Source organism: Poseidonocella sp. HB161398 (assembly GCF_005870025.1).
GTDB lineage: Bacteria > Pseudomonadota > Alphaproteobacteria > Rhodobacterales > Rhodobacteraceae > Mangrovicoccus.
In genome coordinates this window covers 87,213-110,307 of record NZ_VATA01000004.1, presented here as the reverse complement: position 1 = coordinate 110,307, position 23,095 = coordinate 87,213, and the positions used below count along the sequence as shown (strand labels likewise).

Here is a 23,095-nt window from a genome sequence, read left to right as displayed (position 1 = left end):
CGAGGGGTGAAGCCAACATGGCGTTCTTAAGGTTAACGGCAGGTGAACGCCGACGCGCCGAGTCGAGAAAAAATGGAAATTCTCGCATTTTCCCGTCCCGGCGCGTTTTTCGTCACGAGCCCGCGCCGCCGACCGTCAGGCCGCCCATCAGCAGCGTCGGCTGGCCGACACCGACCGGCACCCACTGCCCGGATTTTCCGCAATTGCCGATTCCCGGATCCAGCGCCATGTCGTTGCCGATCGCCCGGATCTGCTTCATCGCGGTGGGGCCGTCGCCGATCAGCGTGGCGCCGCGCACCGGCGCGCCGACCTTGCCGTTCTCGACCCGGTAGGCCTCGGTGCAGTTGAAGACGAACTTGCCGTTGGTGATGTCGACCTGGCCGCCGCCGAAGCCGACGGCGTAGATGCCGTCCTTCAGCTCGGACAGCACCTCTTCAGGCGTCGCGTCGCCGCCCAGCATGTAGGTGTTGGTCATCCGCGGCATCGGGATATGGGCGTGGCTCTGGCGGCGGCCGTTGCCGGTGGATTTCGCCCCCATCAGCCGCGCGTTCTGCCGGTCCTGCATGTAGCCGACCAGCACGCCGTCCTCGATCAGCACCGTGCGCTCCGAGGGCGTGCCTTCGTCATCGACGGTGATCGAGCCGCGGCGGTCGGGAATCGTGCCGTCATCGAGCACGGTCACGCCCTTGGCGGCGACCTGCTGGCCCATCAGCCCGGCAAAGGCCGAGCTGCCCTTGCGGTTGAAATCGCCCTCCAGCCCGTGGCCCACGGCCTCGTGCAGCATCACGCCGGGCCAGCCGCTGGCCAGGACAACGTCCATCTGCCCTGCGGGGGCGGGGACGGCCTCCAGGTTGACCAGCGCGATGCGCAGCGCCTCCTTGACGGAGCCCTTCCACAGCTCCGGCTCGATCAGCCCGGTCAGCGAGGTGCGCCCGCCGCCGCCGGCATTGCCGCTTTCGCGGCGGCCGTCCTGTTCCACGATCACCGAGACCGAGAGCCGGGTCATTGGCCGGGTGTCCTCGACCACATGGCCGTCGGCGCGCAGGATCACCACCTGCTGCAGCGCGGCCGCCAGCGTCGCGGAGACCTGCACCACGCGCTTGTCCAGATCGCGGGCGAAGGCGTCGATCTCGCGCAGGGTTTCGACCTTCACCGGGAATTCCGCATCCTCGATCGGGTCGAAGGCGGCGTAGAGATGCCGGTTGGTGGCGCGCGGTGCGTCGGACATGATCCCGCCGCCATCGCCGACAGCCAGCCGGGCGGTCGCCACGGCGCGGCGCAGCGCGGCCTCGGAGATCTCGGTCGAGTGGGCATAGCCCGCGGTCTCGCCCTTGACGGCACGCAGCCCGAAGCCCTCGGAGGCGTCGTAGCTGGCGGTGCGGAGCCGGCCGTCATCGAAGCTCAGCACCTCGGAGCGGCGCCGCTCGAGGAACAGCTCGCCGTCATCGGCGCCGTGCGTGGCCTCTTGGACGAGCCCCTGCGCGGCATCGCGGTCTAGCCCGGTTTCGAACGGGCTGAAGGGCTGGAGCGTCATCTGCTTTCCTTCGTTTTCTGATCCAGATCAAATTATTGTGGACCTCGCGGCACGGTTGCGCTTAATCAGAAGCAGGCAAGTGCCGGCGGAGAACCGGTCATCCGAAAGAACACCTCGCCACGGCCGGAAGGTCAAGCGACACTGTCCGTGGCGCGGCAGCGAGTTTCAAGGGAGGAACCATGCGACTGACCAAGTTCTTGGCCGGGGCATCCGGCATGGCGGGCACCGTTCTGGCAGCGCAGGCGGCGTTCGCGCAGGCCGCGCTCGGCGAGCTGGAGACCATCGGCAAGCCGCATCAGGGCGGGCTCGGCTTCCAGCCGGCGGCGACGGAGCTGGCGCGCGACATCCACTGGCTCGACAGCTTCATCCTGGTCATCATCACGGCGATCGTGATCCTGGTCATGGTCCTGCTGGGCTGGGTGGTGCTGCGCTTCAACCACAAGTCGAACCCGACGCCGGCGCGCTTCACCCACAATTCCCCGCTCGAGATCGCCTGGACGATCGTGCCGATCCTGATCCTGGTCTTCATCGGCGCCTTCTCGCTGCCGATCCTGTTCAAGCAGCAGGAGATTCCCGACGGCGAGATCAACATCAAGGTCACCGGCTACCAGTGGTTCTGGGGCTACGAGTATGTCGACGACGGCTTCGGCTTCGACAGCTTCCTGCTGCCGAAGGAGCAGCTCGCCGAATACGGCTACAATGACGACGAGTACCTGCTGGCGGTCGATGCGCCGCTGGTCCTGCCGGTCGGAAAGGTGGTGGTCGTGACCATCACGGGGGCGGACGTGATCCACTCCTGGGCGATGCCCTCTTTCGGGGTGAAGCAGGATGCCGTGCCGGGACGTCTTGCGCAAGCCTGGTTCAAGATCGAAAAGGAGGGGGTCTATTTCGGCCAGTGCTCCGAACTCTGCGGCAAGGACCATGCCTTCATGCCGATCACCATCAAGGCGGTCAGCGAGGATGTCTATGCCGAATGGCTCGAGAGCGCGAAGGCGGAATATGCCGGCCTGCCATCTTCCCTGAAGGTGGCCTCGGCCGAGTGAACCTGTAGGGAGGCAATTTGCGGGACCCGCGTAGGGCGGGTCCTTATGGAAGGCTAAATGACTGATTCGACTGTCATCCCCACCGAAGGCGAGGCTGGATTCGGCGATTACGTGGCGCTCTTGAAGCCGCGCGTGATGTCGCTTGTCGTCTTCACCGCGCTGGTCGGACTCCTCGTTGCGCCGGTGCCGGTGCATCCCGTGATCGGCTTTGCCGCCATCCTCTTCATCGCCATCGGCGGGGGCGCCTCGGGCGCGCTGAACATGTGGTGGGATGCCGATATCGACCGGATCATGACCCGCACCCGCGCGCGGCCGATTCCCTCCGGGAAGGTCGGCGCCGAGGAGGCCCTGGCCCTCGGACTGGCGCTTTCGGGCTTCTCCGTGGTCATGCTGGGCCTCGCGGCCAATGTCATGGCGGGCGCGCTGCTGGCCTTCACGATCTTTTTCTATGTCGTGATCTACACGATGTGGCTGAAGCGCTGGACACCGCAGAACATCGTCATCGGCGGCGCCGCCGGGGCCTTCCCGCCGATGATCGGCTGGGCGGTCGCCACCGGCGGCATCTCGGTCGAGTCGGTTCTGATGTTCCTGCTGACCTTCATGTGGACGCCGCCGCATTTCTGGGCGCTCGCGCTCTTCATGAAGTCCGACTACAACCAGGCGGGCGTGCCGATGCTGACCGTGACCCATGGCCATGATGCCACGCGGCGGCACATCCTGGTCTACACGGTGCTGCTGGCGCCGGTGGGGCTGGCGCTGGCCTTCACCTCGATCGGCGGCCCGGCGACGCTGGCGGCGGCGGTGGTGCTGAACCTGATGTTCCTGCGCGGCGCCTGGCGGATCTTCCGCCGCACGACCGAGGCGGCGCTGGCCGACGGCTACGCGGTCGAGAAATCGGTGTTCAAGTTCTCGCTCTTCTACCTGTTCCTGATGTTCGGCGCTCTGCTGGTCGACGCGACGCTGCGCGGCCTCGGATGGGGGATCTTCTGATGGCAATCACCAAGCTGCACGAGCTCCATGGCCGCCGGTTCGGGCGGAACCTGGGGGTCGGGCTGTGCCTGGCGGCCTTCGTGGCGCTGGTCTTCGGGCTGACGCTGGCGAAGGTCTCGGGCGGGGGCGGGACCCAGGCCTTCGACCATGTGGTCCGCCCCGAGCTGGCGCAGGAGGGGCAGGGCGGATGAAGCTCGACGGCACCCGCAAGACCCTGGCCGCGACGATCGGAACGGTCCTCTTCATGGGGGCCATGGCCTGGGCGGCGGTGCCGTTCTATTCCTGGTTCTGCCAGGTCACCGGCTTCGGCGGCACCACGGGCGTGGCGGCCGGCGGGGCGCATGACGTGCTGGAGCGCGAGATCACGATCCGTTTCGACGGCTCGAAGGACCGCAACATGCCCTGGGAGTTCCGCCCGCTCCAGCGCGAGATGAAGCTGAAGATCGGGGAAACCGGCATCGCCTTCTACGAGGCGACGAACCCGACCGGCCGGACCATTGCCGGGTCCGCGACCTACAATGTCACGCCCTACGAGGCGGGCGGGTTCTTCACCAAGATCGACTGCTTCTGCTTCACGCTGCAGGTGCTGGAACCGGGCGAGACCGTGCAGATGCCGGTCACCTTCTATGTCGACCCGGAGATCGTCGACGACCGCGACGCGAAATTCGTCCACACGATCACGCTCTCCTACACCTTCTACGAAACCGACCTGCCGGAGGACCATGCGGAGGTGGCCCCCGGCATCGCGACCGAGACGCCCAAGGGAGGATAAGCCGAGATGGCGCACACCAAGAACCACGACTACCACGTCCTGCCGCCGTCGATCTGGCCGTTCATCGGCGCGGTCGGGGCCTTCGTCATGCTCTTCGGCGCGGTGCACTGGATGCACGGCTCCATGCCCTGGATCTTCCTCGCCGGGCTGGTCGCGGTGCTCTACACGATGTGGGGCTGGTGGGGCGACACGATCACCGAGAATTTCGCCGGCGACCATACCCCGGTGGTGCGGATGAGCCTGCGCTACGGCTTCATCTTCTTCATCATGTCCGAGGTGATGTTCTTCGCGGCGTGGTTCTGGTCCTTCTTCAAGCACGCCATGTACCCGATGGGCCCGGAAAGCCCGATGATCGACGGGCAGTGGCCGCCCGCGGGGATCGAGACCTTCGACCCCTGGCACCTGCCGCTGATCAACACGCTGATCCTCTTGTGCTCGGGCTGCGCGGCGACCTGGGCGCACCATGCGCTGGTGCATGAAAACAACCGCAAGGACCTCAAGACCGGGCTCTTCATCGCCATCGTGCTGGGCGTGATGTTCACCGCCTTCCAGGCCTATGAATACAGCCACGCCGCCTTCGGCTTCGCCGGCAATATCTACGGCGCCAACTTCTTCATGGCGACGGGCTTCCACGGCGCGCATGTCATCATCGGCACGATCTTCCTGACGGTCTGCCTGATCCGCGCCAATCTGGGCCATTTCAGCCCCGACAACCATATCGGCTTCGAGGCTGCCGCCTGGTACTGGCATTTCGTCGACGTGGTCTGGCTCTTCCTCTTCGCCGCGGTCTATATCTGGGGCGGCTGAGCCATTTGACGCCCCGCCCGCGCGCAGCTTGCGCCGCGGCGGGTTTTCCGGCAAGGGCAGGGCGCGGATCGCCGGATCCGCGCCTTTTGCCGCAAGAGGACCAACCGCATGTCCAGGTACATCGCCCCGCTCATGATCGGCGTGCTCGGCACGGCCATCCTTGTCGGGCTGGGCGTCTGGCAGATGCAGCGGCTGGCCTGGAAGGAGGCGCTCCTGGCGGAGATCGAGGCGCGGATGGAGCTCGACCCCGTCGCGCTGCCCGCGGATCCCGATCCGGTCGCGGACCGCTTCCGCCCGGTGGTGCTCGACGGGCGCTACGGCGAGGGGCTGGCTCTGGTGACGGTTCCGGCCGAGGGCGGCGGCGGCGTCAGGCTGCGGGTGATCCGGCCGCTGGAGCTCGAGGACGGGCGCCGGGTGCTCCTGGAGCTGGGCAAGGTCTCGCCCGAGGTCATCGACAGCTTCCAGACCCTGCCGGTCTATCGCGGCAGCGGCATCCTCTACTGGCCGGACGAGGTCGACGTCTTCACGCCCGAACGCGACAAGGGCGGCAATGTCTGGTACGCGCGCGACATCCCGGCGATGGCGGCGGAGCTGGGCACCGAGCCGCTCCTGGTCATCGCCCGCGCCGGCGAGAAGGGCAATCCGCTCCTGGTTCCGTCCGAGCCCGATCCCGCGCGGATCCCGAACAATCATCTGCAATATGCCGTCACCTGGTTCGGCCTCGCGGCCGTCTGGGCGGGCATGACCGTCTACTGGCTGCTGCGGCTGCGGCGCCGGCGGTATCTGGAAAGGTAAGACCATGCGCTATGTCTCGACCCGCGGAAACGCGCCTGTCCTCAGCTTCGAGGAGGCGATGCTGACCGGGCTCGCGCGCGACGGCGGGCTCTATGTCCCCGAGACCATTCCGGTCCTCTCCGCGGACGAGATCGCCGCGCTGGCCGGGCTGAGCTACGAGGAGGCGGCCTTCCGCGTGATGCGCCCCTTCACCGGCGACGCCTTCAGCGACGAGGAATTCCGCGGCATCATCGCCCGCGCCTACGAGGGCTTCGGCCATGCCGCCCGCGCGCCGCTGGTGCAGCTCGGGCCGAACCACTTCCTGTGCGAGCTCTTCCACGGCCCGACCCTGGCCTTCAAGGACTTCGCGATGCAGCTGATCGGGCAGATGTTCGAGACGGCGCTGAAGCGGCGCGGCGACCGGGTGACCATCGTCGGCGCGACCAGCGGAGACACCGGCTCGGCGGCGATCGAGGCCTTCGGCGGGCTCGATGCGGTCGATGTCTTCATCATGTACCCGCATGGCCGCGTCTCCGAGGTGCAGCGCCGCCAGATGACCACGCCGACCGCGGCGAATGTCCATGCGCTGGCCGTCGAGGGCGATTTCGACGACTGCCAGGGCCGGCTGAAGGACATGTTCAACCATTTCGAGTTCCGCGACCGGGTGAAGCTCGCCGGCGTCAACTCGATCAACTGGGCGCGGGTGCTGGCGCAGGTCGTCTACTACTTCACCTCCGCGGTCAGCCTGGGCGCGCCCGCGCGCAAGGTCAGCTTCACCGTGCCGACGGGGAATTTCGGCGACATCTTCGCGGGCTACATCGCCAAGCGCATGGGGCTGCCGATCGACCGGCTGGTGATCGCCACCAACCAGAACGACATCCTGCACCGCACCATCGCCACCGGCGCGCACCGCAAGACCGGCGTGACGCCCTCGATCAGCCCGTCGATGGACATCCAGGTCAGTTCGAATTTCGAGCGCGCGCTCTTCGACGCCTATGACCGCGACGGCGCCGCCGTGGCGCGGCTGATGGACGAACTGAAGACCGAGGGCGGCTTCGAGATCAGCCAGGGCGTCCTCGACAAGCTGCGCGAGACCTTCTCCTCGGGCCGCGCCAGCGAGGAGGAAACCGCGACTCAGATCGCCGAGACCTATGCTGCGACCGGCGAAGTTCTGTGTCCGCACAGCGCGGTAGGCGTGAAGGTTGCGCAGGAGAACCTTGATCCTGCCGTTCCGATGATCACCCTGGCCACTGCGCATCCGGCGAAGTTCCCCGATGCGGTGCATTCGGCGATTGGCATGCGTCCCCCCCTTCCCAAGCGGATGGCGGACCTTTATGACCGGTCTGAACGGGTGCTGCCGGTCGCCAACGACCTGGCAGTGCTGGAGGAGACTATTGAAGGGTTGATTTCCGCGTGACAGTACAGATCCACAGGCTGGCCAACGGGCTGCGCATCGTGACAGAGCATATGCCTGGTCTCAAATCGGCATCGCTCGGATTGTGGATTAATGCCGGGGGCCGCCACGAGCGGCCCGAGCAGAACGGCATCGCTCATTTCCTGGAGCACATGGCGTTCAAGGGCACCAGGACCCGCAGCGCGCTGCAGATCGCCGAGGCGATCGAGGATGTCGGCGGCTACATCAACGCCTATACCTCGCGCGAGATGACCGCCTACTACACCCGCGTGCTCGAAGAGGACGTGCCGCTGGCGCTCGACGTTGTCTCGGACATCGTGCTGAACCCGCTCTTCGACCTGCGCGAGATCGAGGTGGAGCGCGGCGTGATCCTGCAGGAGATCGGCCAGGCGCTCGACACGCCCGACGACGTCGTCTTCGACTGGCTGCAGGAGGTCTCCTATCCCGGCCAGGCGCTGGGACGGACCATCCTCGGCCCGGCCGAGCGGGTGGGCGCCTTCTCGCGCGGCGACCTGTCGAATTTCGTGACCGAGCGCTACGGCCCGGGGCAGATGATCCTGGCCGCCGCGGGCGCCGTGGATCACGACAAGATCGTGCGCGAGGCCGAGAAGCTCTTCGGCCATCTCGAGGCCTCGAGCTTCGAGATCGCGGAGCCGGCCAAGTTCCAGGGCGGCGAGCGGCGCGAGGAGAAGACGCTCGAGCAGGTGCATTTCACGCTGGCCTTCGAAAGCCCCAGCTACCGCGATCCGGGCATCTACACCGCGCAGATCTTCGCCACCGCGCTTGGCGGCGGCATGTCCTCGCGGCTCTTCCAGGAGATCCGCGAGAAGCGGGGGCTCTGCTACTCGATCTTCGCCCAGGCCTCGGCCTATAGCGACACCGGCATGACCACGATCTACGCGGGCACCTCCGGCGAGCAGCTGGGCGAGCTCTGCGCGATCACCATGGACGAGATCCGCAAGTCGGTCGGCGGGCTGACCGAGGCCGAGATCGCGCGCGCCCGGGCGCAGATGAAGGCCGGGCTGCTGATGGGCCTGGAAAGCCCCTCGGCGCGGGCCGAGCGCCTGGCGCGGGTGCTGTCGATCTGGGACCGCGTGCCCTCGATCGAGGAGACCATCGAGAATATCGAGGCAGTCGGCGCCAAGCGGCTGCGCGATTTCGGCGAAGGGCTGGTGACGCGTTCGCCGCTGGCCATGGCCGTCTACGGTCCTGCCGTGCAGGCGCCGCCGGTCGAAGAACTTAGGAGCCGTCTGGCCGCCTGAGGTCTCCATCGATGATCGCACGAAAGCGCCGGGTCCGGCTCCTGTCCGAAAGACTGCTGCTCAGGCCGCCGCAGCATTCGGATTTCAACGACTGGACGGCGCTTCGGCGCGAAAGCCAGGCCTTCCTCGTCCCCTGGGAGCCCACCTGGGCCTCGGACCACCTGACGCGGAAGGCCTTCACCAGCCGGGTCTACTGGGCGCAGCGGGTGATCTCCAACGGCACCGGCGTGCCGCTCTTCCTGGTCCGCCAGGAGGACGAGGCGCTGCTCGGGGCGATCACGCTGGACAATATCCGCCGCGGCCCGGCGCAGGACGGCACGATCGGCTACTGGATCGGCGAGCGCTACGCCCGGCACGGCTACATGCGCGAGGCGATCCAGGCGCTGGTGCATCACAGCTTCCAGGTGCTCGATCTCAGCCGCTTGCAGGCCGCCTGCCTGCCCGAGAACGCCGCCTCGCGCGGGCTTCTGGAATCCTGCGGCTTCAAGTACGAGGGCGTCGCCCAGAGCTACCTGCAGATCAACGGCCGCTGGCGCAATCACGTGCTCTATGCCAATCTGCGCAGCGATCGCCGCGGCCGGACCGAGATCGGCGCCGTCTGACGCGAAAGTGACAGGGGATGCCGTCACGGCCGCGTTACCCTCCGGCGAAACGGAGGTTCCGCAATGCGCATTCTCGCCGCTGTCCTAGCCTGCCTGTCCGCCGCGCCCGTCCTTGCCCAGGATGCGGATTGGCGCCCGAGCCACTGCATCTCGCTGGTCGAGAACGTGCCGGGGATCCGCGTCCTGCCCGCCAGCCTGGCCGACCCGCTGCCCGAGTACACCGTCCAGATCGGCTATATCGACCATTCGATGTTCGCCATCCGCGACACCGAGGGGCACACGATCGTCACCGACTACGCGGGCTATCTCGGCGATGCGGGCTTCGTTCCCGAGGTCGCGACGATGAACAAGGGCCATTCCAGCCACTGGACCGCCAATCCCGATCCGCGCATCCCGCATGTGCTGCCCGGCTGGACCCGGGATGGCAGCCCGGCGGATCACTACCTGCAGCTCGGCAACCTGCTGGTGCGCTCGGTCTCGACGGATATCCGCGGCTATGGCGGCACCGAGGCCAATGGCAATTCGATCTTCGTCTTCGAGACCGAGGGGCTCTGCATCGGCCATCTGGGGCATCTGCACCATGTCCCGACCGATGCGCAATTCGCGGCGCTGGGGCGGCTCGACGTGGTGATGGTGCCGGTCGATGGCGGCATGACGCTGGATCTGCCCTCGATGATCCAGGTGGTGGAGCGGCTGAAATCCTCGGTCGTGCTGCCGATGCACTGGTTCAACGGCCGCTCGCTGGAGGTCTTCCTGGCAGGCGTCGCGGACCAGTTCGCGGTGGACCGGCGGACGGAAAGCTTTATGCAGGTGTCACTCAACACGCTGCCGCCGCGGCCGACCGTGGTGGTACTGGAACCGCGCCTGATCCGATATGACGACTGACACGCTCGACGACCTCGCTTCGCTTTCCGCCGCCCTTCCGGGCATCGACCTGGTCCCGGCCCCCGCGGCCTATCTGGAGGAACCGCGCGGCCGCTTCCGCGGGCAGGCCCTGGGCCTCGCGCGGCCGCGGAGCACGGACGAGGTGGCGCGGATCGTCGCCCATGCCGCCGCGACCGGCCTGCCGCTCGTGCCCTATGGCGGCGGCACCGGGCTGGTCTCGGGGCAGGTGGCGCCCGAGGGGCGCGCGCCGCTTCTGGTTTCGCTCGAGCGGATGACCGCGATCCGCGACATCCATCCCGAAGAGGCGCTGATCACCGTCGAGGCCGGTGCCATCCTGCAATCGGTGCAGGAAGCGGCCGAGGCGGCCGGCATGCTCTTTCCGCTCAGCCTGGCCTCGCAGGGCTCGGCGCGGATCGGCGGGCTGCTCTCGGTCAATGCCGGCGGCGTCAACGTGCTGCGCTACGGCAATGCCCGCGATCTCTGCCTCGGGATCGAGGCGGTGCTGCCCGACGGCTCGGTCTTCCACGGGCTGAAGCGGCTCTACAAGGACAATACCGGCTACGATCTGCGCAACCTGCTGATCGGCGCCGAGGGCACGCTGGGCATCATCACCGCGGCGACGCTGAAGCTCTTTCCGCAGCCCGCCAGCCACGCGACGGCGGTCTTCGTGGTCGAGAGCCCGGCCGCCGCGCTGAAGCTCCTCGAGGCCGCGCGGGCGCAGCTGGCCGAGCAGGTCTCGGCCTTCGAGCTGATCTCGGGGCAGGGGCTGGCCTTCCTCGCCGAGCATCTGCCCGACATCCGCCGCCCCTTCGACCCCGCGCCCGACTGGATGGTGCTGGTCGATCTCGGCCTGGCGGCGGGGATCGACGGCACCGCGCAGCTGGAGACGCTCTTTGCCACCGCGGCCGAGGCGGGCTGGGTCAGCGACGGCGTCATCGCCGCCTCAGAGGCGCAGCGGCAGGAATTCTGGTCGGTGCGAGAGCATATCCCGGAGGGCAACCGCCGGGTCGGCTCGGTCTCCTCGCACGACATTTCGGTCCCGATCTCGCGCATCCCCGATTTCATCGAGGAGGGCCGCGCGCTGATCGCGACGCTCGGCGACGGCTCGATGCGGCTCAACTGCTTTGGCCATCTGGGCGACGGCAACCTGCATTACAACGTCTTCCCGGGCGCCGGCCGCAGCCGCGCCGAGTACGAGGATCTGCGCGGGGCGGTGAAGACCGCGATCCACGACCTGGTCCATGCCTATGGCGGCTCCTTCAGCGCCGAGCACGGCATCGGCCGCTTCAAGGTCGAGGACCTCGAACGCTATGGCGACCCGGCCAAGCTGGCGGCGATGCGGGCGATCAAGGCGGCGCTCGATCCGGCGGGGATCATGAATCCGGGGGCGGTGCTGCGGGCGTCCTGAAGGTGGGGCAAACTGGACTTACCAGATAGTTTCCGTTACGGTTCCCTTTACGAAAAGCAGAACGTAGCGAGGCAGTTGCAGGCGGATACCGGAGCCCTGAAGGGGGGATCCTGCCATGAAACTGCCTGTTCTGTTCCTCGCGCTCGCCGCGGCCCTTGCGACGCCCGCGCCCGGACGCGCCGAGGTGGAATGCCCGTCCACCCACACGCCCTGCGGCAATGTCTGCTGCCCGAAATGAGGTGAGGCAGATGGCCGATCGGAAAACCCCCGGCGCGCTGGCCCTGCAATGGGTGCTGCGCATTCTCGGCGGTCTCGCGCTTGCCGCGGTCGCCTTCTACATGATCGCCGTGCTCTCGATGGTCCGCACCGAGGATGTCGCGCGGTTCTACGGGCTGGGCAAGCCGCTGCCGGTGCCGCAGCTCGAAGGCGGGGCGATCTACGCGATCTCCGCCGACGGGCAGCGCTACGAATATCTCTGCTCGAGCGAGCTCGACCCCGACAAGGTCCGCCATTCCGATGAGAACCGCGACTTCTACAACTTCCTCGCGGCGGCCATTCCGATCATGGACTGGGTGCTGGAGAAGAACCTGCCCGGCATCCCGGATGTCGAGGGCAGCTTCCCGACCGAGATCCGCTTCAAGGGCGAGTTCATCCGGCTGGAGACCGGCGCCACCAAGGCGCTGCCGGAAAGCTGCGAGCAGCGGATGGTGGCGCAGGCCGGCCAGCGCGCCAAGATCTGCCGGGTGCGGATGACGCTGCGGCGCAGCACCGACCAGACCTTCGCCGCCTTCAGCTTCGACGGCGACCAGATCTGGCTGCCGCCCTCGATCTTCGAGAAATACGGCCGCGAGAAGACCGACGCGATCGAGACGGTGCAGATGCAGTCCTGTCCGGCGGCCGCGCCGCTGCCCTGGGACGTGGTGCTGCGCGGCTGGCTGGGCCTCGTGCTCGAACGCGACGACGACGACGGCCCTTCGCCGGAGCTCTCGAGCTGAGCCCCTCTCCGGACGGCGCCGCCGCGCTCCGTCCGCGGGCACGCCGCCGTGCGGCCGTCTCGCGGCATGTGCGGTGACTGCGCCGGATCAGGGGCTCTCTTCCGGTCAGTCCCTGTGCCGGAGCTGTCGAGTTGAGCCCGTCTCCGGGCGGTGCCGCTCCGCGCCGCCGGCGGCATGCTGCGGGTTCGACGGCGCAGCTTCGTTCTGCCTTCTCGCGGCGCATTCGGGCACTCCGCTCGGTCAGATGCTTTTCCCTGCGCCGACGCTGTCGAACTGCACCAGCGTCCGGACTGGTCCGCTGCCCGCTCCGCCCGCAGGCACGCCGCTGCCGCGCGGCCGGGCCTTGGTGCCGCTCTCCCCATGTCAGCTGGCGGTCCGCCGGATCAGAGGCTTGCGTCAGGTCAGTCATTGCGCGGGAATTCCCGAGCTGTGCCAGTCCCCGGGCGGGGCCGGCGCGTTCCGCCCGCAGGCTTGGCGCGGGCTCAATGGCGGGGCTCCGTGCTGCCGTTTCCCGGAAAGTGCGGACGATCTGCCGGATCACGCTGCCGGAAGAGAAGCTGCCGGTCGGGCTCTGCGAGGCTCGGACGCGAAGACACGTCCCGCAAAACGGATCGGCAGACATTGCCTGCGGGAGTGCGATTGCCCGCTCCGCCAGGAGGTTACGGTATCCTTTGGGTCTTTTTCTGCCCTAGCCGTCCCGCGGGGGTGCGCCAGCCGCGGCGGTGATCGGCGATGCGAATGCGGCCGATCGCTCTGCCAAGGAGATTTTCCGGTTGTTGCGACCCGGCTGCACGATCATGCCGGCGCGGGCAGCCTCGACGTGGCCAGCCGTAGCGGCCATAGCCGCGCCGGTCTGGACGCTAGCCGATCGCGTTCCTGTTCGGGGCGGGACAGGGTGGTGGCGTTCCGGCAGGCGGTGATGCCACCTGCGTCGTCGGCCCGTGGACCGGAACGGGGATCGCGGCTGTCCCGGCACGCAGCACCCTGACGCGGTTCACCGAGGCAGGCCATGCATTCGTGCGGGGCAGGATCGCAGAGAAGGGCAAGCGCCACGGTCGCGCCTCGGGAGGAGGAGTCCGCGGCGGGGCAAATACTTGGCGGCAATCGCCTTGACCGAGCGCCGGTGCTGTGGACGCGGCGGCGCCGGGAGGGGGCGTCAGAGCCCGTCGAAGGCCACCAGCGCGTGGACCTCCATGCCGAGCGCCTCGAGCCGCTTGCGCCCGCCCAGATCGGGGAGGTCGACGACGAAGGCGCAGCCGGCGATCTGCCCGCCCAGCCGCTCGACCAGCTTGATCCCGGCCTCGGCCGTGCCGCCGGTGGCCAGCAGGTCGTCGACGATCAGCACGGTCTGCCCCGGCTGGATCGCGTCCGTGTGGATCTCCACCGTCGCCGTGCCGTATTCCAGCGCGTAGTCCTGCAGATAGGTCGCCGCGGGCAGCTTGCCCTGCTTGCGCACCGGCACGAAGCCGCAGGAGAGCTGGTGCGCCACCGCCCCGCCGAGGATGAAGCCGCGCGCCTCGAGCCCCACCACCACGTCGATCCGCGCCCCGGCATAGGGCGCCAGCAGCCGGTCGACCGCCATGCGGAACCCGGCGGGATGGGCGAAGAGCGTGGTCACGTCGCGGAACAGGATCCCCTCATGCGGGAAGTCCGGGATGGTGCGGATATAGGCCTTCAGATCGTCCATGGCGGGGCTCCTTCGGCGCCGGGATCAGGGGGCGAGGACGCGGCCGGCCACCGCATCGAGCTTGGCGAGCAGCGCCGCGTCGCGCTTCTCCGGGGCGGTCAGGATCGCGTAGTCGAGCGCCCGGTCGCAGCCATGCGGGCAGGGCGTGCGCTCTGCCCCGAGGAGCGCGGGAAGGCGGGCGACCAGCCCCTTGGCCTTGGCGGCATTGCCGGTCAGCGTGCGGATGATGTCGGTGATGTCGACCGCGCCGTGATCCTCGTGCCAGCTGTCGTAATCGGTGATCATGGCGACCGAGGCGTAGCAGAGCTCGGCCTCGCGGGCGAGCTTGGCCTCGGGCATGTTGGTCATGCCGATCACGTCGCAGCCCCAGGCCCCGCGGTACATCTTCGACTCCGCGACCGAGCTGAATTGCGGGCCCTCCATCGCCAGGTAGGTGCCGCCCTCGTGGACGGTGATGCCCTCTGCGGTGGCGGCCGCGAAGCAGGCCGCGCCGAGGCGCGGACAGGTCGGATGCGCGACCGAAACATGCGCGACGCAGCCCGCGCCGAAGAAGGACTTCGCGCGCTCGAAGGTGCGGTCGATGAACTGGTCGACGATGACGAAATCGCCCGGCGCCATCTCCTCGCGGAAGGAGCCGCAGGCCGAGACGCTGATCACGTCGGTGACGCCCAGCCGCTTCAGCGCGTCGATATTGGCACGGTATGGCACGGTCGAGGGCGAATGCACATGGCCGCGGCCATGGCGGGGCAGGAAGGCCATCTTCACGCCGCCGAGCCGCCCGGTCAGGATCGCGTCCGAGGGCGCGCCCCAGGGCGAGGCGACCTCGGTCCAGGCCGCGTCCTCGATCCCGTCGATCTCGTAGAGGCCGCTGCCGCCGATCACGCCGATCATGGTTTCCGCCATATGCTTGCCCTCGCTTGGTCCTTGCCCCGCCATGGGTGGCAGAGCCCTGCGCGCCGCTCAAGTCCCGCGACCGCAGGCGGGCCGCGTAAACTGACGCAGGCCGGGGGTTTGCGCCGCGCGCGAAGGGCGCTAAGCCGGGGGCGGACCATCAAGGAAAGGGCCAGTCATGAAGATCTGGGGCCGCGAGAATTCGACCAATGTGCGCAAGGCGCTTTGGTGCGCAGAAGAGCTGGGGCTGGATTACGAGCATGTCCCGGCCGGGGGCGCCTTCGGCGTCGTCGCCTCGCCGGACTACCGGGCGCTGAACCCGAACGGGCTGGTGCCCTGCCTCGAGGATGGCGACCTGGTGCTCTGGGAATCGAATGCCATCGTCCGCTACCTGGCGCGCGCCTACGGCACCGAGCCCTTCGCGCCCGCCGATCCGAAGCTCTGGGCCAAGGGCGACAAGTGGATGGACTGGACGTCGCTGTCTTTCGGCGCGCCCTTCCGGGACGTGTTCTGGAACCTGGTGCGCACGGCGCCCGAGGCGCGCGACATGGCGGCGGTCGAGACCGGGCGGCAGCGCTGCGCCGAGCTGATGGGCATGGCCGATGCCGCGCTGGCACGCGAGCCCTGGCTTTCGGGGGCGGAATTCGGCCCGGGCGACATCCCGCTGGGCTGCATTGCCTATGCCTGGTTCAACCTGCCGATCGAGCGTCCGGCGCAGCCTGCGCTCGAGGACTGGTACCGCCGCCTGACGGAGCGCCCGGCCTATCGCAAGGCGGTGATGACGCCCCTGACCTAAGCGCTCAGGCGCGGCGGAGCGCGGCGCTGGCGGCCTGGCCGATCAGCGCCGCGCCGGCCGCGCCGATGATCCCGCCCGCCGCGCGGTTCAGCCGCCGCAGCGCGCGCGGGCTCGCCATCATCCGCCGCGCCCGCGACGAGAGCAGCGCATAGGGCGTGAGCACCGCGAAGAGCACGACGACCGTCAGCAGCGCCAGCGTCGCCCACATGCCGGGCCCGACCGCGTCGAGATCCATCACCCCGGGCAGGATCGCCAGGTAGAAGACCACCGTCTTGGGATTGCCCAGCGTCACCGCCAGCCCGGCCATCACGCTGCGCAGCCCGCTGCGGCGCGGCCGCGCGTCGGGCGCGCCGATGCCGCCGCGCGCGGTCCAGAACACCCAGCCGAGATAGAGCAGGTAGAGCGCGCCGGCGACCTTCAGCACCGCGAAGGCGGCGGCGAAGGTCTGCGCCAGCGCGGCAAGCCCGGCCACCGCGACGGTCAGGAAGACGATGTCGCCGATCGCGAGCCCCGCCAGGAACAGCAGTGCGCCGCGCAGGCTGCCGCCCAGCGACTGGCCGACCAGCGCGGCGATGCCGGGGCCGGGGATGGCCGCGGCGATGCCCAGGGCGGCGGCATAGGTCAGATAGGGGGCGATGGCCTCCATGGCGGGCTCCTCCTCGATGTGGCGGAACCCTGCGCCGCCAGGCGCGCGGGCGCAAGCCTCAGCAGCAGGCCGCCGCGGCCGGGGCGCCGTCGAGCGCGTTGAACGGGCTCATGCCGCCGCAGCCCTCGAAGATGCCGTAATGCGTCGAGAAATCGCCGATGAAGTCGAAATGCGGGGCGAAGCGCGTCTCGGCCAGCATCTTCCATGTGTTGCCGCAGACCGGGAAGACCTTGCCCGCCTGCATCTCGTGATGGTCGTCGAGGGCGAAGGCATGGGGCGCGTCGGGGATGGTGCCCTTGTAGATCACCGCCTGGCCGTAATCCTCGCAGGCGGGCTCCAGATCGAGCTTGAAGAGCCGGTAGGTCGCCGAGAGGAAGCGGTGCGGTCCGAGCTTCTCTGCCAGTGCCGGGTTGCCGATCGCCAGCGCGCGGCTCTCCACCATGCGCGGATCGCCGAAGCCCGCGCGGCCCGCCAGCGTCAGGAAGTCGTTCCAGTAGAGCGCCCCCGAGAGGCATTCGCCGTAGAGCACCGGGTCCTCGGCCAGCGCCTGCGGGATGCGCCGCTCGGAATAGACGTCGGAGAAGTACATCTCGCCGCCGGGCTTCAGGAGCCTGTGCGCCCCCGCCAGCACCGCCGCCTTGTCGGTCGCCAGGTTGACCACGCAGTTCGAGACGATGACGTCGAAGCTGCCCGGCTCCAGCGGCAGCTTGTCCAGTGCCTCGATATAGCCCTCGTGGAACGCGGTATTGGCGAAGCCGAAGCGTTCTGCGTGCCAGTCCTGATGCGCCCGCGCCACGGCGAGCTGTTCTTGCGTCATGTCGACGCCGACGACCGAGCCACCGGGCCCCGCCATCTGCGCCAGCGCATAGACGTCGCGGCCCGACCCGCAGCCCAGGTCGAGGATCCGCGCGCCTTCCAGCAGATGCGGCATCACCAGCCCGCAGCCGTAATAGCGCGCCATCACCTCGTCATGGACATTGGCCAGCGCGCGCTTGACCCGCTCGGGCATCTCGGCGGGGGTGCAGCAGGCATCGGTCTGCAGGTCGGCGCTGCTCGTCAGGGTCTGGCCGTAATAGTCCTGGACGGTCTCGTGCTTCATCGGATCCTCCTCAGCGGGCGTCGTCGGGGCGGGCGAGGGTGAAGACCTCGCGGATGGCGGCATAGTCGCGGTAGCCCAGCCGCGACAGCATCTCGGCGCGGGTCACGTCGAACATGCCGTCGACCAGGTACTCGTCGCGGATATGGATGCCCAGCACCTCGCCGAAGACCGCGACATTGGACGCGCCCTCCAGCGGCACGATCTGCGTCGCGCGGCATTCCAGGCTCGCCGGCGCCTCGGCGACGCGGGGGCAGTCGATCAGCATGCAGGGCGTCTCCTCCAGCCCGGCATGGGCGAATTCGCTGACCTCCTTCGGCAGCGATGCGGAGGTGGCGTTCATCGCGTCGCGCAGCGCGTAACTGACCAGGTTGACGCAGAAGGTGCCGGTCGCGCGGATATTGGCGACGCTGTCCTTGGTGTTGTCCTGGTCGGGCTTGGCCGTGGTCGAGGCGAACATCACCTGCGGCGGGACATAGGCCACCGCGTTGAAGAAGGAATAGGGGGCGAGATTGGCGACGCCATCCGCCCCGCGGGTCGAGATCCAGCCGATCGGACGCGGCGAAACCAGCGCGTTGAACGGGTTGTGCGGCAGTCCGTGGCCGTCTTTCGGTTGGTAGAACACTATGCTACTCCGGGTCTTCCGTCGCCTTCGCGACTTTGATAGGGCGCGGGCCCAAGGCAGGAAAGAGGTGCTGCGCGGTGTTTCAGATGGAGCCCGAGACTTCACGGGACTTTGACGAGGTCGAATGGCTCTATGACACCTGCTTCGCGCCGGGGCGCGAGGCGCTGTCCTCCTACCGGCTGCGCGAGGGCGTGCCGCGCGTGGCCGAGCTGTGTCTCGTGGCCCGCGACGAAAGCGACATCCTGGCCGGGGCGATCCGCTACTGGCCGGTGCTGGTCGGCGGAACGCGGGCGCTGCTTCTGGGCCCGGTGGCGGTCCACCCGACGCGCCAGGGCGAGGGGCTGGGCGCGCTCCTGATGGTCGAGAGCCTTGAAAAGGCGCGCGCGCTCGGCTGGCACCGGGTGATGCTGGTCGGCGACGAGCCCTATTACCGCCGCTTCGGCTTCTCGAAACTCGACGGCGTCGAGATGCCGCCCCCCACCAACCCCGACCGCGTGCTGGGCCTGGCGCTGCAGGAGGGCGCCTGGCTGGGCGTCGCGGGCGAGGTCACGCGCTGCCTCTGACCTGGCCGCGGGGCTCCGACAGGTAGGCGGTGCGCCCGCCCGCGATGGTGCACCGGATCGCCGGATCGCCGCCCGCGGGCCAGTCGACCAGCACCAGATCGGCACGCAGCCCCGGCGCGATCCGGCCGCGATCTTCCAGACCCATCGCCGCCGCCGGCCCCGAGGAGACCAGCGCCCAGAGCGCCGCGCGGTCCGCGCGCTTCTCGGCATCGAGCCGCGCCACTGCCGCCAGCATCGCCGGATAGCTGTAATCCGAGGCCAGCGCGTCGCAGAGCCCGGCCTCCACCATGTCCCCGGCCGAGACCGAGCCCAGATGGCTCCGCCCGCGCATCGCGTTCGGCGCACCGAGGATGACCGCGTCGCCCTCGCGATGCGCCGCCTCCGCCAGGGCGGGGGTCATCGGGAATTCCGAGATGCGGCTGCCGAGCTGGCGGAAGAAGCGGCGCCCGGCCAGCTGGCTGTCGTCATGGCTGAGCATCGGCGCCCGCACCGAGCGGCCCGCGGCGGCGATCCGGCGGATCATCGCGACGACCTCCTCGCGGCGGTCCCAGACCTGGCGCAGGCGGTAGAGGTACTCGCCGGCCTCGATCCCGGCGCGCCGGGCGCTTCCGGCGATGCGCGCGGTCAGGCGCGGATCGTCGAAATGCGCGGCGCGGTAGTCGGGCCCGTGCTCGAAGGGGCGGGTCTGCAGCGGCATGTCGAAGTCGCGCATCTGCATCGAGACATGGTCGTTGAAGGCGATCGCGGGCAGGAGCGGGCCGGTCAGCGCCCGCTCGATCACCGGCACCGCCTCGAAGGCGAAGGTCTCCCAGCGCAGCTGCAGCCGGTTCTCCACCGAGAGCCGCGGCGCCAGACCCTCCAGCGCGGCGATCATCTCCTCCCCGCGGGCGGTCGCGCGCAGCCCCGGCTCCCAGCTCAGCGTCAGCGCGTGATAGGCGGTGGCGATGCCGTTGGCGGCAAGCTGGCGGTCGGTCTCCATCAGCGCCTGGGCCTGCGGGAAGTAGACGCCCGGGCGCGGCATCACCTGGCGCTCGAAAGCGTCGCCATGGACATCGACCATCGCCGGGGCAAGCACCAGCCCGCGGCCGTCGATCTCGCGGTCCGCGGGCGCGCTGTCGCCGATCGCGGCGATCCGGTCGCCGGCCAGGGTGACATCGGTCTCGGCCAGGCCGTCCTCGAGGATCACGCTTGCGCCGCGGATCGCGGTCGTCATGCCGGGGGCGCTGAGGTCTTTCACGGGGGACTCCTCCACTGGAAACGCGCCCATGATACCGGTAACATCGGCCCGCGTCTGCCCGTGCCTGCCGCGGCGCGCCGACGCAAAGCGGCATTTCCCCAGACGGGTCCGGAAGGTGCAATTCGGAGTGGCGGGAAGAAGTGGCAGTCCGTAGGGGAATCGAACCCCTCTTTCCAGGTTGAAAACCTGGCGTCCTAACCGATAGACGAACGGACCGCGCTTGGTAGGGCGCCTTCTAGAAAACCCCCGCGGAGGTTGCAAGCGGTAATCGTGCGGCCGCCGAAGATTTTTCCCGCGCCGCCGGGCGGGCAGCGGCCTTGCGCCGGAGCCGCTTGCCCCCGCGGCCGAACTGCCTAGATTGGCCCGGACAATTCCACCTTATCGAGTGAGCCAGATGGATCCCCGCAAGCTTGAAATGACCGTCCTCATGACGCCCGACATGGCCAATTTCAGCGGCAAGGTGCATGGGGGCGCGCTCCTCAACCTGCTCGACCGCGTCGCCTTCTCCTGCGCCTCGCGCTTCTCCAAGCGCTACGCCGTCACGCTGTCGGTCGACCAGGTGACCTTCAAGCAGCCGATCAATGTCGGCGAGCTGGTCACCTTCAAGGCCAGCGTCAACCATGTCGGCCGCACCTCGATGGAGATCGGCATCCGCGTCGAGGCCCAGGACATCCGCTCGGGCGTGTCGCGCCACACCAATTCGTGCTATTTCACCATGGTCGCCGTCGACGAGGAGGGCAAGTCCGCCCCGGTCCCGGAACTGGCCGTGCTGACCGAGACCGAGCAGGCCCGCCACCGCGCCGCCGAGGTGCGCCGCAAGCTGCGCCGGGAATTCGACGCCGAGATGAAGAAGGCGGCCGAGGGCAAGATCTGAGGCGGCCGAAGCCGTTTGCCGGAGCGCGCGCGCTGGTCTAAGGCATCCGGACAGACGAGGAGTCCCGAGATGACCGAAGAATTCTCCGCCGAGAAGGCCGCCGCCTCCGCCTGGTTCCGCACGCTCCGGGACCGCATCGTTGCCGCGTTCGAAGGGCTCGAGGACAGCCAGAGCTCGGGCCATTTCGCCGATCGCGAGCCCGGACGCTTCGAGGTGACGGAGACCCGGCGCGCCTCGCCGGACGGCTCGGATGCGGGCGGCGGGCTGATGTCGGTGATGCGCGGCGGGCGGGTCTTCGAGAAGGTCGGGGTCAATGTCTCCACCGTCCATGGCCAGCTGGGCGAGCGGGCACAGAAATCCATGGCGGCGCGCAAGGATCTGGACCTGTCGGACGATCCGCGCTTCTGGGCCTCGGGCATCTCGCTGGTGGCGCATATGCAGAACCCGCACGCGCCCGCCGTGCACATGAACACGCGGATGTTCTGGACGCCGAAGGCCTGGTGGTTCGGCGGCGGCGCCGATCTCAACCCCTGCCTGGAATACGGCGAGGACACCCAGCATTTCCACAAGGTGCTGGCCGGGGCCTGCGACGCGCATGACCCGGACTACTACACGCGCTTCAAGGCCTGGGCGGACGAGTACTTCTTCATCCCGCACCGCAACCGCGCCCGCGGCGTCGGCGGCATCTTCTACGACGACCTCAATACCGGCGACTGGGCGGCGGATTTCGCCTTCACCCGCTCGGTGGGCGAGGCCTTCCTGCCGGCCTTCCTGCCGGTGACCGAGGCGCGCCGCTTCATGGCCTGGGGCGAGAGCGAGAAGGACGCGCAGCTGGTCCATCGCGGCCTCTATGCCGAGTACAACCTCGTCTATGACCGCGGCACCAAGTTCGGGCTGGAGACCGGCCATGACGCCAATGCCGTGCTGATGAGCCTGCCGCCGATGGCGAAATGGATCTAGCCTGGCGCTATCGGCGGCGGCATCTGGCGCTGGCTTTCCGGCGCAAGGCGGGCAGTCTGGCCGGGTGACGAAGGAGTGCCCGAGATGACGCGCGTGAACGAGTACGGCCAGCCGGTCGGCGAGGATGTGACCCTGGAGCTGCCGCGGCCGCGGCCCGGACCGGTGGTGCTGGAGGGCCGCCATGTCCGGCTGGAGCCGCTCTCCATGGCCCATGCGGGACCGCTTTTCGCCCAGACCGGCGGGGCGGAGAACGCGGCGCTCTGGACCTACATGCCGCAGGGGCCTTTCGCGACCCGGGCCGCGCTGGAGGCCTGGATGGAGACCGCCGTGGACAGCCGCGATCCGCTCTTCTCGGCGATCATCGATCGCGCCACGGGCAGGCCGCTGGGCTTTGCCTCCTATCTGCGGATCGCCCCCGAGGTTGGCTGTATCGAGGTTGGCTTCATCATGTTTTCCAAGGCATTGCAGGGCACAGTTCATGCAACCGAGACGATGGCGCTGATGATGTCCCATGTCTTCGACACGCTGGGCTACCGCCGCTACGAATGGAAATGCGACGCACTGAACGCGCCGTCGCGGCGCGCGGCGGAGCGGCTGGGATTCCGCTACGAGGGCATCTTCCGCCAGGCCACGGTCTACAAGGGCCGCAACCGCGACACGGCCTGGTTCGCCGCCACCGACCGCGACTGGCCGGTGCTGAAAGCGGGCTTCGACGCCTGGCTCGACCCGGCGAATTTCGACGCTGAGGGGCGCCAGATCCGCGGCCTCGCCGACTGCCGCGGATGAGGCGGGAGCGCGATCTTCCGGTCTTCGTCTACGGCACGCTGCGTCCCGCAGCGGCGCGGCTGCCGGTCGCCCGGCGGCTGATGCGCGAGGGGCGGCTGATCGGTCCGGCGCGCTGTCCCGGGCGGCTCTACCGCATCCACTGGTATCCGGGGCTCGTCGCCGGGGACGGGCCGGACGAGGAGGTCCATGGCGACCTGATCGCGCTGCCGCCGCGCAGCGGGCTGCTGGCGCTTCTCGACGCCTATGAGCGCTTCCGCCCAGACCAGCCCCGCCGCGGCGATTTCCGCCGCATGGCGCGTCCCGTGGCCGGACCCGCGGGCCGGGTCGAGGCCTGGGTCTACAGCTATCACGGGCCGGTCCGCGAGGACTGGCGCATCCCGTCGGGCGATTTCCTGGATCTGCCGCGCTGATGTCCCGGACCCTGCCTTGCGTGGGGGGCTGGTGAGAT

26 protein-coding genes and 1 tRNA gene are annotated in these 23,095 nt (G+C 68.8%); 19 read left to right on the top strand and 8 right to left on the bottom strand.

The annotated features are described in order from the left end of the window. Nucleotides 1-112 precede the first annotated feature (112 nt). A complete protein-coding gene (tldD, locus tag FGX59_RS04995) occupies nt 113-1,534 on the bottom strand; it encodes a metalloprotease TldD (protein WP_138465423.1) in 1,422 nt (473 codons plus the stop codon). A 215-nt stretch (nt 1,535-1,749) separates the two neighbouring features. On the opposite strand from tldD, the gene coxB reads away from it, so the two are divergent. The 13 genes from coxB to FGX59_RS04935 all read left to right on the top strand — a co-directional run bounded on the left by coxB (nt 1,750) and on the right by FGX59_RS04935 (nt 12,486). Beyond that, a complete protein-coding gene (gene coxB / locus FGX59_RS04990) occupies nt 1,750-2,577 on the top strand; it encodes a cytochrome c oxidase subunit II (RefSeq protein WP_138465585.1) in 828 nt (275 codons plus the stop codon). A gap of 57 nt (nt 2,578-2,634) precedes the next feature. Next, nucleotides 2,635-3,567 (top strand): heme o synthase, encoded by a 933-nt coding sequence (cyoE, locus tag FGX59_RS04985; protein WP_138465422.1) that lies wholly within the window; start codon nt 2,635-2,637, stop codon nt 3,565-3,567. Beyond that, nucleotides 3,567-3,758 carry a hypothetical protein gene (locus FGX59_RS04980; RefSeq protein WP_138465421.1) on the top strand — a complete coding sequence of 64 codons (192 nt, stop codon included), beginning with the start codon at nt 3,567-3,569 and terminating at the stop codon, nt 3,756-3,758. The genes cyoE and FGX59_RS04980 overlap by 1 nt, the downstream gene beginning before the upstream one ends. Then, the gene (locus FGX59_RS04975; RefSeq protein WP_138465420.1) at nt 3,755-4,339 is read left to right on the top strand and encodes a cytochrome c oxidase assembly protein; all 585 of its coding nucleotides are present in this window, start codon (nt 3,755-3,757) and stop codon (nt 4,337-4,339) included. The genes FGX59_RS04980 and FGX59_RS04975 overlap by 4 nt, the downstream gene beginning before the upstream one ends. Nucleotides 4,340-4,345: 6 nt before the next feature. Further along, entirely contained in the window at nt 4,346-5,146 is an 801-nt protein-coding gene (locus FGX59_RS04970; RefSeq protein ID WP_138465419.1) for a cytochrome c oxidase subunit 3, read from the top strand. A 108-nt stretch (nt 5,147-5,254) separates the two neighbouring features. Then, nucleotides 5,255-5,941, top strand: a complete 687-nt coding sequence (locus FGX59_RS04965; RefSeq protein ID WP_138465418.1) for an SURF1 family protein — start codon at nt 5,255-5,257, stop codon at nt 5,939-5,941. A 4-nt stretch (nt 5,942-5,945) separates the two neighbouring features. After that, a complete protein-coding gene (thrC, locus tag FGX59_RS04960) occupies nt 5,946-7,337 on the top strand; it encodes a threonine synthase (protein WP_138465417.1) in 1,392 nt (463 codons plus the stop codon). Then, on the top strand, nt 7,334-8,596 hold the full coding sequence (locus tag FGX59_RS04955; RefSeq protein WP_138465416.1) for a pitrilysin family protein: 1,263 nt from the start codon (nt 7,334-7,336) through the stop codon (nt 8,594-8,596). The genes thrC and FGX59_RS04955 overlap by 4 nt, the downstream gene beginning before the upstream one ends. Before the next feature lie 11 nt (nt 8,597-8,607). Beyond that, a complete protein-coding gene (locus FGX59_RS04950; protein ID WP_138465415.1) occupies nt 8,608-9,198 on the top strand; it encodes a GNAT family N-acetyltransferase in 591 nt (196 codons plus the stop codon). A gap of 63 nt (nt 9,199-9,261) precedes the next feature. Further along, nucleotides 9,262-10,083: an MBL fold metallo-hydrolase gene (locus tag FGX59_RS04945; protein WP_138465414.1), complete on the top strand. Its 822-nt coding sequence runs from the start codon at nt 9,262-9,264 to the stop codon at nt 10,081-10,083. After that, complete coding sequence (locus FGX59_RS04940) at nt 10,073-11,491, top strand: FAD-binding oxidoreductase (protein WP_138465413.1); 1,419 nt, start codon at nt 10,073-10,075, stop codon at nt 11,489-11,491. The genes FGX59_RS04945 and FGX59_RS04940 overlap by 11 nt, the downstream gene beginning before the upstream one ends. A gap of 115 nt (nt 11,492-11,606) precedes the next feature. Then, complete coding sequence (locus FGX59_RS39260; RefSeq protein ID WP_255471538.1) at nt 11,607-11,729, top strand: hypothetical protein; 123 nt, start codon at nt 11,607-11,609, stop codon at nt 11,727-11,729. Between the two features lie 10 nt (nt 11,730-11,739). Next, nucleotides 11,740-12,486, top strand: coding sequence for a hypothetical protein (locus FGX59_RS04935; RefSeq protein WP_138465412.1), 747 nt, complete (start codon nt 11,740-11,742; stop codon nt 12,484-12,486). 1,156 nt (nt 12,487-13,642) lie between these two features. Here FGX59_RS04935 and FGX59_RS04930 read toward each other — a convergent pair. Then, entirely contained in the window at nt 13,643-14,173 is a 531-nt protein-coding gene (locus tag FGX59_RS04930; RefSeq protein WP_138465411.1) for an adenine phosphoribosyltransferase, read from the bottom strand. Nucleotides 14,174-14,197: 24 nt separating this feature from the next. Continuing rightward, on the bottom strand, nt 14,198-15,076 hold the full coding sequence (locus tag FGX59_RS04925; protein ID WP_138465410.1) for an S-methyl-5'-thioadenosine phosphorylase: 879 nt from the start codon (nt 15,074-15,076) through the stop codon (nt 14,198-14,200). A gap of 166 nt (nt 15,077-15,242) precedes the next feature. Here FGX59_RS04925 and FGX59_RS04920 point away from each other — a divergent pair, with 166 nt between their 5' ends. Next, nucleotides 15,243-15,860, top strand: a complete 618-nt coding sequence (locus FGX59_RS04920) for a glutathione S-transferase family protein (RefSeq protein ID WP_138465409.1) — start codon at nt 15,243-15,245, stop codon at nt 15,858-15,860. Between the two features lie 4 nt (nt 15,861-15,864). Here FGX59_RS04920 and FGX59_RS04915 read toward each other — a convergent pair whose 3' ends face one another. The 3 genes from FGX59_RS04915 to FGX59_RS04905 are packed head-to-tail and all read right to left on the bottom strand — an operon-like array spanning nt 15,865 to nt 18,227. Then, nucleotides 15,865-16,506 (bottom strand): LysE family translocator, encoded by a 642-nt coding sequence (locus tag FGX59_RS04915; protein ID WP_138465408.1) that lies wholly within the window; start codon nt 16,504-16,506, stop codon nt 15,865-15,867. Between the two features lie 58 nt (nt 16,507-16,564). Further along, nucleotides 16,565-17,605, bottom strand: a complete 1,041-nt coding sequence (locus tag FGX59_RS04910; protein ID WP_138465407.1) for a methyltransferase domain-containing protein — start codon at nt 17,603-17,605, stop codon at nt 16,565-16,567. Between the two features lie 10 nt (nt 17,606-17,615). After that, a complete protein-coding gene (locus FGX59_RS04905) occupies nt 17,616-18,227 on the bottom strand; it encodes a flavin reductase family protein (protein ID WP_138465406.1) in 612 nt (203 codons plus the stop codon). 86 nt (nt 18,228-18,313) lie between these two features. On the opposite strand from FGX59_RS04905, the gene FGX59_RS04900 reads away from it, so the two are divergent. Beyond that, entirely contained in the window at nt 18,314-18,790 is a 477-nt protein-coding gene (locus FGX59_RS04900) for a GNAT family N-acetyltransferase (protein ID WP_138465584.1), read from the top strand. On the opposite strand, the gene FGX59_RS04895 is transcribed toward FGX59_RS04900, so the two are convergent. Further along, nucleotides 18,774-20,027, bottom strand: coding sequence for an alpha-D-ribose 1-methylphosphonate 5-triphosphate diphosphatase (locus FGX59_RS04895; RefSeq protein ID WP_240722249.1), 1,254 nt, complete (start codon nt 20,025-20,027; stop codon nt 18,774-18,776). The genes FGX59_RS04900 and FGX59_RS04895 overlap by 17 nt on opposite strands. A gap of 141 nt (nt 20,028-20,168) precedes the next feature. Continuing rightward, a tRNA-Glu gene (locus tag FGX59_RS04890) sits at nt 20,169-20,243 on the bottom strand. 178 nt (nt 20,244-20,421) lie between these two features. On the opposite strand from FGX59_RS04890, the gene FGX59_RS04885 reads away from it, so the two are divergent. The 4 genes from FGX59_RS04885 to FGX59_RS04870 all read left to right on the top strand — a co-directional run bounded on the left by FGX59_RS04885 (nt 20,422) and on the right by FGX59_RS04870 (nt 23,057). Further along, nucleotides 20,422-20,901, top strand: coding sequence for an acyl-CoA thioesterase (locus FGX59_RS04885; protein ID WP_138465405.1), 480 nt, complete (start codon nt 20,422-20,424; stop codon nt 20,899-20,901). A 69-nt stretch (nt 20,902-20,970) separates the two neighbouring features. Next, complete coding sequence (gene hemF, locus FGX59_RS04880) at nt 20,971-21,861, top strand: oxygen-dependent coproporphyrinogen oxidase (RefSeq protein ID WP_138465404.1); 891 nt, start codon at nt 20,971-20,973, stop codon at nt 21,859-21,861. Between the two features lie 84 nt (nt 21,862-21,945). Next, the gene (locus FGX59_RS04875; RefSeq protein ID WP_138465403.1) at nt 21,946-22,647 is read left to right on the top strand and encodes a GNAT family N-acetyltransferase; all 702 of its coding nucleotides are present in this window, start codon (nt 21,946-21,948) and stop codon (nt 22,645-22,647) included. After that, a complete protein-coding gene (locus FGX59_RS04870; protein WP_138465402.1) occupies nt 22,644-23,057 on the top strand; it encodes a gamma-glutamylcyclotransferase in 414 nt (137 codons plus the stop codon). Before FGX59_RS04875 ends, FGX59_RS04870 begins: the two co-directional genes overlap by 4 nt. The last annotated feature ends 38 nt before the right edge of the window (nt 23,058-23,095 follow it).